This is a genomic window from Vibrio sp. T11.5 (assembly GCF_027587155.1).
Lineage (GTDB): Bacteria > Pseudomonadota > Gammaproteobacteria > Enterobacterales > Vibrionaceae > Vibrio > Vibrio neptunius.
Map to the genome: position 1 here is coordinate 158,875 of NZ_JAPPTP010000007.1, position 13,532 is coordinate 172,406.

Sequence of the window (13,532 nt, forward strand, 5' to 3'; positions counted from 1 at the left end):
ATAAGGAGTATCATTGATACTGCTTATCAATTATAACTTCAACAGGTTCGCCCATTTTAACGGCTTCGCTCTCTCCAAACCAGTCCCCTTGCTTCGTTGCGACATTTCCATCGCTATCTAAACGAACCCTTACCATCAAAGATTCGAGTGAAGAAAGCTTGCGATTTTGCAACATGCTATTCCCGTCATCCAAAACAACAGTCCTTGGGAAAGAACCGAGTGGATACCTCGCTGCAGCAACTGGCATTGGCGCGCCATCAGCAGTGTGTACCGATACAATCAAAGCTGAGTTAGGATCTGCTTGAACTTGCTCACTGATCGATATTAAAACGGATACCGATTGACCGCTAGAAACGTCTTCACCCATTTGTTTCTGAGCATTCTCGATACTTCGAGAAAGCATCTCGTAGCGACTATCTTGCGGGCCAATCATCTGCTGCATAACGCTCCAGTAGCGAACCGCTGCTGGATAATCTTTACGCTCGTACGCATCGAAAGCTAACAATGAGAATACGCGTAAATCAACATAATCACTTTGAACCAGTTGACCAAGTATCTTACGAGCTTTGTCTTGGTCGATATCATCCTGAGACAACATCAAAGCTTGCGCATAACCCAGTTTCACATCCGCGTTATCTGACTCAAGCCTGTACGCTTTTCTCATCGACCCAATTGCCGTTTCCACATCCCTATTGGCGAGTGCAATTCGACCAAGAAGCAACCAGCCTGTAGAATCATCAGGTTGGTAATGCAAACGAGTGCGAAGTGCTAAAGTAAGATCTTGCATTTCGTCATCACTCAACGCCGTCCCTTCCGGTGCCATCAGCTTTTTCGACAGAGCAGGAAGATTGGCACTCACTTGCTGCCATTCTACGACTTCATCTGAAGCACCAAATGCCATATACATCGCATAAGACAATACAATGACCAGAAGGACCGATGGTATAAGTACTGCCGTAGGTGAAATACCGTTTTCGCGCTCTGCTTTTTGAGCTTGTGGAATGTCATCTAGCAGTGACTGTTTCAAATCGTCAATAAGCTCTTGTTGGTTTTCGACTAACCCTTCTTCAGTTTCTTCTTTAAGCTCCGATAAACGATCTTTGTAAAACGCTTTATTTAATTCATCACGTAATGCTTCATCATTATTCGCTCTTTTTCTAACGATTGGCAAAGCAATCAACAGTGAACTCAATGCAACGAGAATGACTGAAGCTACCCAAAATAGTGTCATTACTGCTTGTCTCCATCATTCTTATCATCCAACAGCGCTTTCAAGCGTGCTTCTTTCGCTTTATCCCAAGATTCTGTCTGCTCAGGTTGCACTTTACGCGATCGAGTTCTTAGGACAATAAAGCCAAAACCAAATACCAAGACAAAAATCGGTCCTAGCCATAAAATTGATGTCGCCATTGTGAATGGAGGATTATACGTAACAAAATTGCCGTAACGAGCAATCATGTAGTCAACAATTTCCTGTTTTGGCTTACCTTCTTTAGTCATCTCATACACTTTTTGGCGTAAGTCGACAGCCAACTCTGCGTTGGAATCCGCAATCGTATTGTTTTGACATTTAGGACAACGAAGCGTATTTCCGAGTTCTTTGAACTGCTGCTCTTGTTGCAAATTTTCAAACTCATAAATTTGGATTGTGGCATGTGCAGATAAAGACAGAGTCATCGCAGCAAGCAGAGCGAATATCATCTTTTTCATTGACCAGCCTCCGCGAGAACTTGCTCATACATCGGCTTAAGCGTTTCGTTCCAGTTACGGTCATTCACATCACCGACATGGCGATAACGAATCTTCCCTTGCGCATCAATAAGGAAGGTTTCTGGGGCACCATATACGCCTAAGTCTAAACCAAGCATTCCGTTACCATCGAATAAGCTAATCAGGTATGGATTACCCAGCTCATTCAGCCACTGAACAGCTTTATCACGCTCATCTTTGTAGTTCATGCCGATGATCTTCACACCTTGAGATGCTAACTCATTAAGGTATTGGTGCTCTGCATAACAAGTTGGACACCAAGTCGCCCATACATTTAGCAGTAGTGGCTCACCTTTAAAGATGGATTGATCATAAAGCTTGCCTGGCTCAGCGAGATCTTCAAGACGAAATTCAGGCACCGATTTTCCTACTAGCACAGATTCTAGCTTAGTAGGATCATCGCCATGCGAGTTTTTAATCAGTTGGGTAGCAAAGACAGCCACCAAACCCAAAAACACAAAAAGTGGTATGAACAGTAGTTTCTTATTCATTATGCCTCCTGCGTCTTAGTGCTTTGTCTAAAACGATAGCGCTTGTCACTGATTGCAATAGCGCCGCCCAAAGCCATCAACAGGGAGCCTGCCCAGATCCAACGAACAAACGGTTTGTAATAAATACGCACGGCCCAAGACTTATTGTCATCTAGACGTTCGCCCATAGCAATATACAAATCACGAGTCACACCACGATCAATCGCAGCTTCAGTCATCATCGAGCGTGCAGTGCGATAGAAGCGTTTTTCTGCGTGAAGGGTATTAATGTACTGACCATTATGAGTGATCTTGAAGTCAGCAATATAACCATCATAGTTCGGGCCATCTTTGTCACGCAGTCCTTCAAAGTAGAAGTCATAACCTTGAATGTTGTAATGCTGACCAGGAGCTAAACGTACATCTCGCTCGATGCTGTAGTTCTGAACCATCGCAATACCAATAATACTTACGGCAAGGCCAATGTGACCCATCATCATCGCCCAGTGACTACGCTGAAGTTTCTTGATGCCAACAGCAAAACTGTGACGGTGAGTTGCACGTTCATGCAACTCAAAGCCGTGCATGAAGATAATCCACAACGCCATTACCCAGCCTAAATAAGCCATAAACTGGAAGAAATCAGCAAACAAGTATACAAATACACCTGCGAGTACAAGCGACGCTATGCCAGAAACCAGCATAGGCTTGAGCAAGCTTGTTAAGCTATCTCGTTTCCAACGAATCAGCGGACCGATACCTAACAAGAAAGAGAAAGGAATCATTAACCACGCAAACAACATATTGAAAAATGGCGCACCGATAGACACAGAGCCCAAGCCAATCTGTTTATGCACTAGTGGTAATAGCGTACCAACTAAAACCACCACCAAAGCAGCAATCAATAGGACGTTGTTTGATAGCAGTGCGTTTTCGCGTGAGACTAAGCTGAAGTTACCTCGAGCACGAACGGTTGCCCCTTTTAGAGCAAACAACAGCAGTGAGCCGCCGATAACAAATACCAAGAAGCCGAGTATAAACATACCTCGTGAAGGATCAGATGCAAACGCGTGAACTGACACCAAAATGCCCGAACGTACGAGGAAAGTACCTAACAAACTCAGAGAAAATGCAGAGATAGCCAACAACACAGTCCAAGCTTTGAAAGTACCACGCTTTTCGGTTACGGCTAATGAGTGCATAAGTGCTGTGCCCGCAAGCCAAGGCATAAATGATGCGTTTTCTACTGGATCCCAGAACCACCAGCCACCCCAGCCGAGTTCGTAATATGCCCACCACGAACCTAGCGCGATACCCAGAGTCAGGAACAACCAAGCTGCGGTGGTCCAAGGACGAGACCAACGAGCCCAAGCGGTGTCAAGCCGCCCCGTCATTAACGAAGCGATTGCAAAAGAGAACGCAACTGAGAAACCGACATAACCCATGTAGAGCATGGGTGGATGAATAATTAAGCCAGGGTCTTGAAGCAATGGGTTCAAGTCGCGCCCATCAACAGGGAAGAAAGGCAAAGTACGTAGAAATGGGTTAGATGTGACTATGATGAATAGTAAGAACCCAACCGTAATCATCCCCATGACAGCAAGTACACGAGCAACCGATTCTTGCGGCATACCGCGGCTGAATGCCGCGACTGCTACTGTCCAAGCGGCTTGGATCAGAACCCAAAGAAGCAAGGAGCCTTCATGCGCTCCCCAAACGGCGGTCAGGCGATAGTACCAAGGCAGCTGACTGTTTGAGTTAGTAGCAACATAATTAAGTGTAAAGTCATTGGTATAAAATGCCCAAAGCAGAACACAAAAAGAGAAAAGTAACAGTAGGAACATTCCCCAAGACAGAGGCCTTGCGGTGTTCATCAGCATGGTATTATTTCGAGATGCACCGACTAACGGCAGTATGCTCAATAGCACTGCCATTGCCAGTGAAACAATCATTGCAAAATGACCAATTTCAGCAATCATTGACCGCTTCCTTGTTTTTGTTGTTGTGTATATTCAAGCGGTTGGTGATTTTTCTTCATCGCTTCCGCTATCTCTGGCGGCATGTATTCTTCATCATGCTTTGCCAACACTTCAAAGGCTTCCACGGTGGTCGCATCTTTTAAGACACCCTGAGCGACAATACCCTGCCCTTCCCTGAACAGGTCTGGAAGAATACCGTCATAGACGATGGTGACCTTTGGCCCGATATCATGCAAATCGAAAGAAACACGCAATGATTCAGGGTCTCGTCGAACCGAACCTTCAACCACCATACCGCCAATCCGAAGACGCTGGCCGACTTCAGGTTTGGTGCCGTCAGGTTTACCATCCACTAGCTCTGTCGGTGTATAGAACAAATCCATATTCTGATTCAATGCGTAAAGCATCAAACCAACAGTAGCGCTAATACCAATGAAAATGGTTAAGACAATAGCCAGCCTTTTCTTTCGCCTAGGGTTCATAATGTGTTCTCCAAATTTTTAGCCGCATCAATACGCGCTTGCCTGTCTACCTTCGACTGCACTTCATTCAACAGGTTTTTGCCACGGCGGATGCTGACTATAAGCAGAACAAACATAGAAAAGAATGTGATACCAAAAGCGCTCCAGACATAGCCTGCATAACCGCCCATCGCGAAAAAATCGCTCAAAGATTCAAAATACATCGTTTAGTTACCTCGCTGAGATTTAGCCTGAGCTAAAGCAATCACCCACGGGCGGTGACTCTCTTTGCTAATAATCTCATTGCGTAGACGAATCATCGTCACTACACCAAAGAAAAAGGCAAAACCGAAAATGTTCAGCAATAGAGGCCAAAGCATATCGCTAGAGATGGAAGGCTTTGCAAATTTAGTGATCGTCGCTCCCTGATGTAGGGTATTCCACCACTCAACTGAAAAATGAATAATCGGTAAGTTCACCACGCCAACAATCGCAAGAATGCCCGCGGCTTTTGCGGCGGTTTTTTGATCATCAAACGCGTGATAGAGTGCGATAACACCGAGATAAAGGAATAATAGGATCAGTTCAGAAGTTAGACGTGCATCCCATACCCACCATGCCCCCCACATCGGCTTACCCCATACAGCACCTGTAAGTAGAGCAATGAAAGTATAAACTGCACCGATTGGCGCCATTGCAGAAGCGGCCATATCTGACAGCTTCACTTGCCATACCAAGCCAATAAATGCGGCAATAGCCATGGACATGTAAACACCCATAGACCAAATCGCAGAAGGGACATGGATGTAAATAATCCGGAAGCTGTCACCTTGTTGATAGTCAGAGGGGGCGAAAGCCAGACCCCATATTGTCCCTACTGATAAACACAATAGGGCTAATATCGAAAACCAGGGCAGTAGCTTACCACACAGCTGATAAGCAGTTTCAGGCTTGGCATAAGGATGGAGCCATTTCCACATCGTCGTTCTCACTCTTACTTCAGTCTTTGTCTTATGTACGTCTCTTAGACTTATTTTGACAATTATTAGTTTTGTAATTTATAGAAAGGGGAAAATTCGTGCTTGATCGAAAACAATTAATTGACACTCACTCTCAACGCCGCACTGATCGCAAATGGTGTTAGGGTCATTGCCCCCATCAACATCGCACCCATGATTGCGAGCTGTCCGTTGTATGCCATTCCAAGTGAAGCAGCATCAATAGCCGAAGTCGCAAAAATTAGTACGGGAATATACAGAGGCAAAATCAACAAACTGAGTAACACGCCCCCTTTTTGTAGACCCACCGTCAACGCGACACCAATAGCACCGATGAAGCTCAACGTTGGAGTGCCTACAAGCAAAGTCGAAACAATAGCCAACCAAGAGTTCATATCAAGAGAAAGTAAAATAGCCAGCAAAGGGCTAATCAAGATCAAGGGTAAGCCCGTCAAAGCCCAATGAGCAATGACTTTTGACATCACCACGACTGGCAACGGGACAGGCATTAACATCATTTGTTCCAGTGATCCATCCTGAAAATCGTCCCTAAATAGCCTTTCTAGAGATAACAATGCAGACAACAATGCCGCGACCCACACAATACCGGCAGCAATACGAGCCAACAGGCTGGGCTCTGGACCAATGCTGAGTGGGAAAAGTGTAATCACTATAATAAAAAACCATAGCGGATTGAGTATGTCTGCCTGACGGCGAAACGCAATAAGCAATTCACGTCGAATAATACTGTTCATCGTTGCAAACATGGTTAACTACCCAGTTTTATTTTTCTTAGTTTTGGAGTATCAGCGAACATATCCTGATGTGTTGTAAGTATCACGATACCACCCTTTTCAGCGTGGCTAAGAAAGAGAGATTCCAAAACTTTCACTCCCTGTTTATCGATCGCTGTCAAGGGCTCATCCAAGATCCAAAGTTTATGATCGCTTAACCACAAACGTGCCAATGCAACTCGACGTTGTTGTCCTGCAGATAACTGAGCAACAGGGACATCCTCACGACCCACTAAACCCACTTTCATAAGAGCGCGATAAATAGTCTCTTTATCGACTGGCTTGTGAGAATGAATATTAAGGTAGAACCTCAAATTTTCATAAGCGGTGAGCTCACGTTTTACACCCGTTTGATGGCCCAAAAACAGCAGTTCTTGGTGATAACCATCCCGGTTTGACTCAATGTTTTCGTTGTTCCAGAAAATCTCACCACTGTCACGCTCTCCGAGCCCAGTAACGATACGCAATAACGTTGTTTTGCCCGTGCCATTTCGGCCTTCAATCTGTACTAACTCACCGGAATTTATAGTAAAAGATAGGGATTCGAAGAGAATTCTTTCATCTCTGATGGCAGTCAGTTGAGATACTTCTAACATGAACGTTCACTAGATAAATTTTATGTGGGTATAGTACCACAGCCGTACTCACACAAAATAGAAATAGCCCCATACGAATCACGAAACTCGGTAAGATTCTGTTAATAATCTATCACAGCCCCATTTAACTACCACTAAATGGTTACAATTGAACACAAAAAAAGGATGCTATTTGCATCCTTTTTCAATCGTTATTTTCTTGCACTTTTTCGCCGTACTGGTGCTTTTCGTTGTTCTTTACTTGCTCTTAGCGGAGGAACCTTTTCTTTTCCAGCAATCTTTTTTTGCAAGGATAACATCAACTCCGCTTCCGCTTTAGGCAATTCACATTCTTCAATGAGCTCGTTAACGTCAGCGCCTAGCTGAACCATTTTTGTGGCGCGTGAATACAACCGACCATCACCATCTTCCTGTTCTAGTTCTGATATTCTTTCGTTCAGATGCTGGATGAGGTCCTGCTGCTCACTGACGCGTTGTCCCAATCCGACAACCACTGAGCGTACTTCAAGCAATTGCTTTGTCGCCTTGTGTAACTCTTTATCAAGATGACGATTTTGCTGTCGCCAATGGTCGGCCATTAAACGCTGACTTTTCTTAAGACGAAAAAGAGCCAATACAAACAACAGTACAACTAACGCAACGGCTCCTGCAATCACAGGAGCATTTGCCAACACAACCGAATCCATTACAGGTGAGCCATCTCATCCCATTCTTCGTCAGTCAGAAGTTTGTTCAGATCAACCAGAATTAGAAGCTTACCATCGCGGTTGCTTACACCTTGGATGAATTTAGCACTTTCGTCAGTACCAACACTTGGCGTGGTGTCAATTTCAGAAGAACGCAAATAAACCACTTCAGCAACACTATCCACTAGAATACCAATCACCTGATGTTCAGATTCAATCACGATGATACGTGTATTATCGGTAATTTCACCTTCCATCAAGCCGAAGCGTGAACGGGTATCGATTACCGTTACGACGTTACCACGTAGATTGATAATACCTAGAACATATTCAGGCGCGCCTGGCACAGGTGCAATTTCGGTATAGCGAAGTACTTCACGTACTTGCATGACATTGATACCGTAAGTTTCTTCTTCTAGCTGGAACGTCACCCACTGAAGTACTTCGTCATTGGACTGATCTTTTCTTACTTCGACTTCATTAGTTTGAGACATACCTATTCCTCTCTAAGCCTAAATCGGCATAAATGTTTTATTTATCTAAGGCTTTTACATCAAGTCCTGCATTAAGCATAGCTATCAATGCTTCAACATGGATCAAAGCACACATTTTTTCTTTAACCATTCCAGCTAACCACGGTCGCTTTCCAGCCGTTTTACGCCAGCGGACTTTCTCTGGATTAAGTGATTCTGTTCCTTTGAGCTGCGTGGAAGCCAGTCCCCACATACTCTCATCTAGCATCACTATATATTGGTATTCATCCTTGTAGCTATCATCTACCAGCTTTTCGGCCATCACCCACTTTGCCGTATCTACCACATCCAACTGAGCCTCTCGGCTTGTTTGTAGGCCTAAATACCATTCAGGGCGGCCTATCAGATGATTCAATTCCGCGATTCGGTGTATGCCACCAAGTTCGTCAAGAGGAACCGCAAAGGTCACTCCATTTACGTCAAAGTAAAGCACCTGAAACTCAACATCACGTATTGTCGAATGCCAAGTCCCTAGGTCGCTGCCACCGGTTTCTGTTTCAGGCTCGGCTTGCGGTGTATTTTCAGCAATGATTTCAGGTTCTTCATAGAAAGTTTCTGGTTCAAGTTCGACTTCTAAGGTCTCATCTACTAAAGAAACATCTAACTCTGGTTCAACTAAAGAAACATCTAACTCTGGTTCAACGCTTACCTCAATTGCCTCAGGAGTCTCAACATTCCACTCCTGAATTTCTTCAACCGGTTCTTTCGCTTCTGCGATCTGAACCGTGTTTTGCTCCATGACTTCTTCAAGTTGAAGTTCGGCAACCGGATTCGTAGATTCTAGTTGTTCTAACAACCTTTCTACATCGTCCAAATTCGGTACTTCGACTTCCAGAGTCGGTGCAGAGTAGTAGCTTTTCTCTTCGACCGATTGAACCAGAGGCTCAGGTTCTGGTAAACCATCCTTATCACTGACTAGCTCTTCTAAAACCTCTTCAGATTCAATCGTTTCATCGAGTAGAGCCGAAAAATATTCGTCCAGCGCCTGTTCACTTGATAGTAAGGTATCGCTACTCATTCACCGCTAACCTCTCTAGATAGATCAACAGTTGTTTATAGGCAAAAACTCCACGACTCCCGGACGCAAAATGCGAAACAGGAAGATGTTTTAAACTCGCATCCCTAAACTTTGTATCAATGGGAACTGCAGAAGACCATACCTGATCAGGGTAGTCCTTCTTTAATTGCTGTAATGTCTGCAACGACGCCCTTGTGCGTTTATCATACATAGTCGGTACGATCGTAACATTGAAGGCTCTATTTCGTGATTTCTGCATAATCGCGAGCGTGCGAACCATTCGTTCCAGACCTTTCATCGCCAAAAATTCTGTCTGAACTGGAATGAGTATTCTATTGCTCGCCGCTAACGCATTGACCATCATTACACCAAGAATAGGTGGACAATCAATCAGCACGTAGTCGTAATGCTCTTTGATCGCCATCATCGCGCGCTTGAGAATCAAGCCCATTCCGCTGCGGTTGCCCATAACTCGGTCTAGTGTGGCGAGCGACATGTGCGCCGGAATAATATCAATACCTTCAATGTCAGACTTCATCACCAAAGGCAATACGCTTTGCTCGCTGAACTCTTTCAACTGAAAGAGGTCAAATAAGCTTGCATCTACACCGTCTGAATCATAGCCTAAATACGTAGTCAGAGATGCATGAGGGTCTGTATCGACAAGCAAAACCCGTTTTCCTTGCTTGCTCAACAAACCTGCCAATGTGATCGTAGTCGTTGTTTTACCTACACCACCTTTTTGGTTTGCAATACTCCAAACAATCATGCGTAGCCCCTACGATAAACCGACTTCTACCAACATTCGCTCGGCGATGCGGTCTAAGGGGAGGTCTTCAGTGGAAATACCCGCTTTAGCCACCGCTTGTGGCATTCCGTATACAACACAGCTTTCTTCATCTTGTGCCCAGATAGTTGCGCCTGCACTTTTTAGCATTCGAGCCCCTTCACGACCATCAGCTCCCATACCAGTCAGTACCATAGAGAGCACTTGTTCTGAATATATTTTGGCCGCACTACCAAACGTCACATCAACGCATGGCTTGTAGTTCATGCGCTCACCACCATCGATAATACGCAACTTAGCAGAGCCAGGTCGACCATCGATCATCATCTGTTTGCCACCAGGCGCTAAGTATGCCACCCCAGGTTTGAGAGCATCACCATCGGCAGCTTCTTTTACCTGGATCTTACACAGAGAGTTTAAACGACTTGCAAAAGCCGCCGTAAATGTCGCGGGCATATGCTGAATCAAAACGATGGGGTGTGGATAGTTAGCTGGCAGCTTTGTAAGTATCTTTTGCAATGCAACAGGCCCTCCTGTGGAAGTCCCAATTGCGGTCAACTGGTATTTTTTGCCGCTCGCTTTAAATCTCGCAGTGGAAGACGGTTTAGACGCAGGTGCAGCTTGGCGCGTCGCTCGTTGCGCGGAAGCTGCCGGCGCAGCGGTTTGCCTTGTCGTAGAAGTGGCCGTTGGCGCAGGTTTAGAAGCCGGACGACGCATGAAGGTACGACGTGTAGATATTTGAATAACGCGTTGCTGGAGCAAAGATACGGCTTCATCACGGTTGCGCGCAATATCCTCGAACTTCTTCGGCAAAAAGTCTAATGCACCTGCATCCAAAGCATCCAGTGTAGCTTTGGCGCCATCATGGGTTAGTGATGAAAACATTAAGATAGGCACTGGGCTTTTAGCCATTATTTCACGAACAGCGGTAATACCATCCATCACTGGCATTTCAATGTCCATAGTAATAACATCTGGCTTCAGCTTCACAGCTTTTTCAACCGCTTCCTTACCGTTGGTGGCCACGTCCATTACCTCAAGTCGAGGTTCGGAGTTTATTATTTCACTGACTCGGCGACGAAAAAAACTCGAATCATCTACTACTAATACTTTAATCGCCATAGCTATCCTTATTATTTCTACGACTTAGATTCGAGAAGCAGTTGCGTACTGCTTGAGCAAATCTGGCACATCCAGAATAAGCGCAATATGTCCATCACTGGTGATTGTTGCACCTGCCATACCTGGCGTGCCTTGAAGCATACTATCGAGCGGTTTTATAACCACTTCCTCTTGTCCAATCAAAGTATCCACCACAAAACCAACACGCTGGCTACCGATCTGAACTATCACGACATGACCATGCCCTTTACGAAGTTCTACATCCCCAGCTCTCGGTGCTAACCAATTCTGCAGATAGAATAATGGGATCGATTTTTCACGAACAATAATGGTCAGTTGGCCATCAACAACGTTAGTTCGACTCAAATCAAGGTGGAAAATCTCATTGACGCTCGCCAATGGAAGAGCAAATGGGTGTCCAGCCACACCGACCATTAAGGTAGGAAGGATAGCCAAAGTTAACGGCACCTTAATCGTTATTTTGGTCCCTTTACCCATCTCTGAATCGATGTCAATGGAGCCATTTAGAGTATTGATAGCGGTTTTAACCACATCCATACCTACACCACGGCCTGAAATATCGGAAATTTTCTCTTTACTAGAGAATCCGGGCATAAAGATAAGATTAAAACACTCTTTATTGGTCAAACGAGAAGCTGCATCTTCATCCATCATGCCACGCTTAACCGCAATGCCGCGAAGTTTATCGGGGTCCATACCACCGCCATCATCCACAATGGCTAGCTCGATATGATCGCCTTCTTGAGAAGCAGATAGAATGACTTTACCCGTTCTTGGTTTGCCTGCCTTAGCACGATCATCTGGCATCTCAACGCCATGGTCAACGGAGTTACGCACCAAGTGGATCAATGGATCCGCAAGTGCTTCAACCAAGTTTTTATCTAGGTCGGTGTCTTCACCGCGCATCTCAAGGTCAATATCTTTCTTCAAACTACGTGCGAGATCTCTAACAACTCGAGGGAAACGACCAAACACTTTCTTAATTGGCTGCATGCGAGTCTTCATGACTGCGCCTTGCAAATCAGCAGTAACTACATCCAAGTTAGCTACCGCTTTAGACATTTCTTCGTCGTTGCTGTTGAGGCCTAAACTTAACAGTCGGTTACGAACAAGTACCAATTCCCCTACCATGTTCATAATGGTATCTAGGGTTGAAGTATCGACTCGAACCGTGGCCTCAGCTTGAGGTTTTTTGGCTTGTGTCGCTGGGGGAGACGACTCTTTTTTAGCTGGCGGTGCAGCTTTCTCTTTTGGTTTGGGCGCAGGTGCAACTGTCGAAGCAGCAGGAGCGGCCGCCTTAGGCGCGGGTGCCGCAGCTTTTGGGGCTGGCGTCGGTTCTGGATCTGGCGCTACGTTTTGTGCGGCTGGCTTAGTAACGGCATCAAGTTCTTCAATTGAAGGGCCTTTACCTGAACCATGTAAATCATCAAGCAACTTTTCGAATTCAGCGTCTGTCATTAGATCACTGTCAACAGCACCAGAAGCCGCAGCTGGTGCTGGCGATTCAGGTTTGCCAGAAGCAGGCGCGGCCGCTGGGGTAGTTACCGCACCTTCACCAGGTGCTTTTCCGCTACCATGCAGTTCATCTAAGAGTTTTTCAAATTCATCATCTGTAATATCGCCACTCATATCACCGTCAAGTGCTGATGGGGCGGCGGGTGTTTCTGGTGCAGCAGCAGCTTGAGCTGCTCCTGGTGCGCTACCTTCACCGTGCAACTGATCTAATAATTTATCAAACTCGTCCTGAGTAATTTCGTCAATAGAACCAGCTGAAATGGTTTCAGAGCTTGATGAAGCTTCTACTGACTCAGTGACTTCTGGTTGTTGCGGAGCTGGTTCTTCAGCTACAACTTCAGGCTCCACTGGTGCGGTTTCACCAGGCCCTTCTTCATCCGCGGTTTGCGGCTGACTCAATCGATGCAGTTCGTCCAAGAGAGCTTGGTCAGCTGGGGTTAGAGGCTCTCTATCTTGCACAGCTTGAAACTGTTCATTAACAGTATCTAAGGCCGTCAGCATAGTATCCATTAGACTTGCAGATACCTCACGCTGCCCGTTACGCAAAATATCGAATACGTTCTCCGCACCGTGACAAGTATCGACCAGTTCGGTCAATGAAAGAAAACCTGCCCCGCCTTTGACTGTGTGGAATCCACGAAAGATTGCATTTAAAAGATCTTTGTCGTCGGGGTTGTTTTCCAATTCTACCAACTGCTCAGAAAGCAGCTCTAGAATTTCTCCTGCCTCGACCAAAAAGTCCTGTAGAATATCTTCGTCTAATTCATAGCTCATAAGTTACC

15 protein-coding genes are annotated in these 13,532 nt (G+C 45.4%); all 15 read right to left on the reverse strand.

The annotated features are described in order from the left end of the window. Window positions 1-10: 10 nt before the first annotated feature. On the reverse strand, window positions 11-1,231 hold the full coding sequence (ccmI, locus tag OH455_RS09950) for a c-type cytochrome biogenesis protein CcmI (protein WP_269981252.1): 1,221 nt from the start codon (window positions 1,229-1,231) through the stop codon (window positions 11-13). Next, the gene (locus OH455_RS09955) at window positions 1,231-1,710 is read right to left on the reverse strand and encodes a cytochrome c-type biogenesis protein (protein ID WP_269981253.1); all 480 of its coding nucleotides are present in this window, start codon (window positions 1,708-1,710) and stop codon (window positions 1,231-1,233) included. Before OH455_RS09955 ends, ccmI begins: the two co-directional genes overlap by 1 nt. Then, window positions 1,707-2,261 (reverse strand): DsbE family thiol:disulfide interchange protein, encoded by a 555-nt coding sequence (locus tag OH455_RS09960; protein ID WP_045975280.1) that lies wholly within the window; start codon window positions 2,259-2,261, stop codon window positions 1,707-1,709. The genes OH455_RS09955 and OH455_RS09960 overlap by 4 nt, the downstream gene beginning before the upstream one ends. Further along, entirely contained in the window at window positions 2,261-4,219 is a 1,959-nt protein-coding gene (locus OH455_RS09965) for a heme lyase CcmF/NrfE family subunit (RefSeq protein ID WP_206368451.1), read from the reverse strand. Before OH455_RS09965 ends, OH455_RS09960 begins: the two co-directional genes overlap by 1 nt. Beyond that, the gene (gene ccmE, locus OH455_RS09970) at window positions 4,216-4,701 is read right to left on the reverse strand and encodes a cytochrome c maturation protein CcmE (protein ID WP_045975282.1); all 486 of its coding nucleotides are present in this window, start codon (window positions 4,699-4,701) and stop codon (window positions 4,216-4,218) included. Before ccmE ends, OH455_RS09965 begins: the two co-directional genes overlap by 4 nt. Next, window positions 4,698-4,904 carry a heme exporter protein CcmD gene (ccmD, locus tag OH455_RS09975; RefSeq protein WP_269981254.1) on the reverse strand — a complete coding sequence of 69 codons (207 nt, stop codon included), beginning with the start codon at window positions 4,902-4,904 and terminating at the stop codon, window positions 4,698-4,700. Before ccmD ends, ccmE begins: the two co-directional genes overlap by 4 nt. Window positions 4,905-4,907: 3 nt before the next feature. Continuing rightward, window positions 4,908-5,660, reverse strand: coding sequence for a heme ABC transporter permease (locus OH455_RS09980; RefSeq protein ID WP_045975284.1), 753 nt, complete (start codon window positions 5,658-5,660; stop codon window positions 4,908-4,910). A 116-nt stretch (window positions 5,661-5,776) separates the two neighbouring features. Next, a complete protein-coding gene (gene ccmB / locus OH455_RS09985; protein ID WP_045975285.1) occupies window positions 5,777-6,445 on the reverse strand; it encodes a heme exporter protein CcmB in 669 nt (222 codons plus the stop codon). Between the two features lie 2 nt (window positions 6,446-6,447). Next, the gene (ccmA, locus tag OH455_RS09990; RefSeq protein WP_269981255.1) at window positions 6,448-7,068 is read right to left on the reverse strand and encodes a cytochrome c biogenesis heme-transporting ATPase CcmA; all 621 of its coding nucleotides are present in this window, start codon (window positions 7,066-7,068) and stop codon (window positions 6,448-6,450) included. Between the two features lie 191 nt (window positions 7,069-7,259). Beyond that, the gene (locus OH455_RS09995) at window positions 7,260-7,754 is read right to left on the reverse strand and encodes a DUF2802 domain-containing protein (protein WP_269981256.1); all 495 of its coding nucleotides are present in this window, start codon (window positions 7,752-7,754) and stop codon (window positions 7,260-7,262) included. After that, window positions 7,754-8,248, reverse strand: a complete 495-nt coding sequence (locus OH455_RS10000; protein ID WP_045975288.1) for a chemotaxis protein CheW — start codon at window positions 8,246-8,248, stop codon at window positions 7,754-7,756. The genes OH455_RS09995 and OH455_RS10000 overlap by 1 nt, the downstream gene beginning before the upstream one ends. Before the next feature lie 37 nt (window positions 8,249-8,285). Further along, complete coding sequence (locus tag OH455_RS10005) at window positions 8,286-9,305, reverse strand: chemotaxis protein CheW (protein ID WP_269981257.1); 1,020 nt, start codon at window positions 9,303-9,305, stop codon at window positions 8,286-8,288. Next, entirely contained in the window at window positions 9,298-10,074 is a 777-nt protein-coding gene (locus tag OH455_RS10010) for a ParA family protein (RefSeq protein ID WP_045975290.1), read from the reverse strand. Before OH455_RS10010 ends, OH455_RS10005 begins: the two co-directional genes overlap by 8 nt. Before the next feature lie 9 nt (window positions 10,075-10,083). Then, on the reverse strand, window positions 10,084-11,214 hold the full coding sequence (locus tag OH455_RS10015; RefSeq protein ID WP_269981258.1) for a protein-glutamate methylesterase/protein-glutamine glutaminase: 1,131 nt from the start codon (window positions 11,212-11,214) through the stop codon (window positions 10,084-10,086). A gap of 24 nt (window positions 11,215-11,238) precedes the next feature. Then, window positions 11,239-13,524, reverse strand: coding sequence for a chemotaxis protein CheA (locus OH455_RS10020; protein ID WP_269981259.1), 2,286 nt, complete (start codon window positions 13,522-13,524; stop codon window positions 11,239-11,241). Window positions 13,525-13,532: the final 8 nt, after the last annotated feature.

Excerpts from the sequence above, each read along its gene's own strand:
- ccmD (WP_269981254.1), bottom strand. The coding sequence starts at position 4,904 with ATGTATTTTGAATCTTTGAGCGATTTTTTCGCGATGGGCGGTTATGCA.
- ccmE (WP_045975282.1), bottom strand. The coding sequence starts at position 4,701 with ATGAACCCTAGGCGAAAGAAAAGGCTGGCTATTGTCTTAACCATTTTC.
- OH455_RS10000 (WP_045975288.1), bottom strand. The coding sequence starts at position 8,248 with ATGTCTCAAACTAATGAAGTCGAAGTAAGAAAAGATCAGTCCAATGAC.
- ccmI (WP_269981252.1), bottom strand. The coding sequence starts at position 1,231 with ATGACACTATTTTGGGTAGCTTCAGTCATTCTCGTTGCATTGAGTTCA.
- OH455_RS10005 (WP_269981257.1), bottom strand. The coding sequence starts at position 9,305 with ATGAGTAGCGATACCTTACTATCAAGTGAACAGGCGCTGGACGAATAT.
- OH455_RS10010 (WP_045975290.1), bottom strand. The coding sequence starts at position 10,074 with ATGATTGTTTGGAGTATTGCAAACCAAAAAGGTGGTGTAGGTAAAACA.
- ccmA (WP_269981255.1), bottom strand. The coding sequence starts at position 7,068 with ATGTTAGAAGTATCTCAACTGACTGCCATCAGAGATGAAAGAATTCTC.
- OH455_RS10020 (WP_269981259.1), bottom strand. The coding sequence starts at position 13,524 with ATGAGCTATGAATTAGACGAAGATATTCTACAGGACTTTTTGGTCGAG.
- OH455_RS10015 (WP_269981258.1), bottom strand. The coding sequence starts at position 11,214 with ATGGCGATTAAAGTATTAGTAGTAGATGATTCGAGTTTTTTTCGTCGC.
- ccmB (WP_045975285.1), bottom strand. The coding sequence starts at position 6,445 with ATGTTTGCAACGATGAACAGTATTATTCGACGTGAATTGCTTATTGCG.
- OH455_RS09960 (WP_045975280.1), bottom strand. The coding sequence starts at position 2,261 with ATGAATAAGAAACTACTGTTCATACCACTTTTTGTGTTTTTGGGTTTG.
- OH455_RS09995 (WP_269981256.1), bottom strand. The coding sequence starts at position 7,754 with ATGGATTCGGTTGTGTTGGCAAATGCTCCTGTGATTGCAGGAGCCGTT.
- OH455_RS09965 (WP_206368451.1), bottom strand. The coding sequence starts at position 4,219 with ATGATTGCTGAAATTGGTCATTTTGCAATGATTGTTTCACTGGCAATG.
- OH455_RS09980 (WP_045975284.1), bottom strand. The coding sequence starts at position 5,660 with ATGTGGAAATGGCTCCATCCTTATGCCAAGCCTGAAACTGCTTATCAG.
- OH455_RS09955 (WP_269981253.1), bottom strand. The coding sequence starts at position 1,710 with ATGAAAAAGATGATATTCGCTCTGCTTGCTGCGATGACTCTGTCTTTA.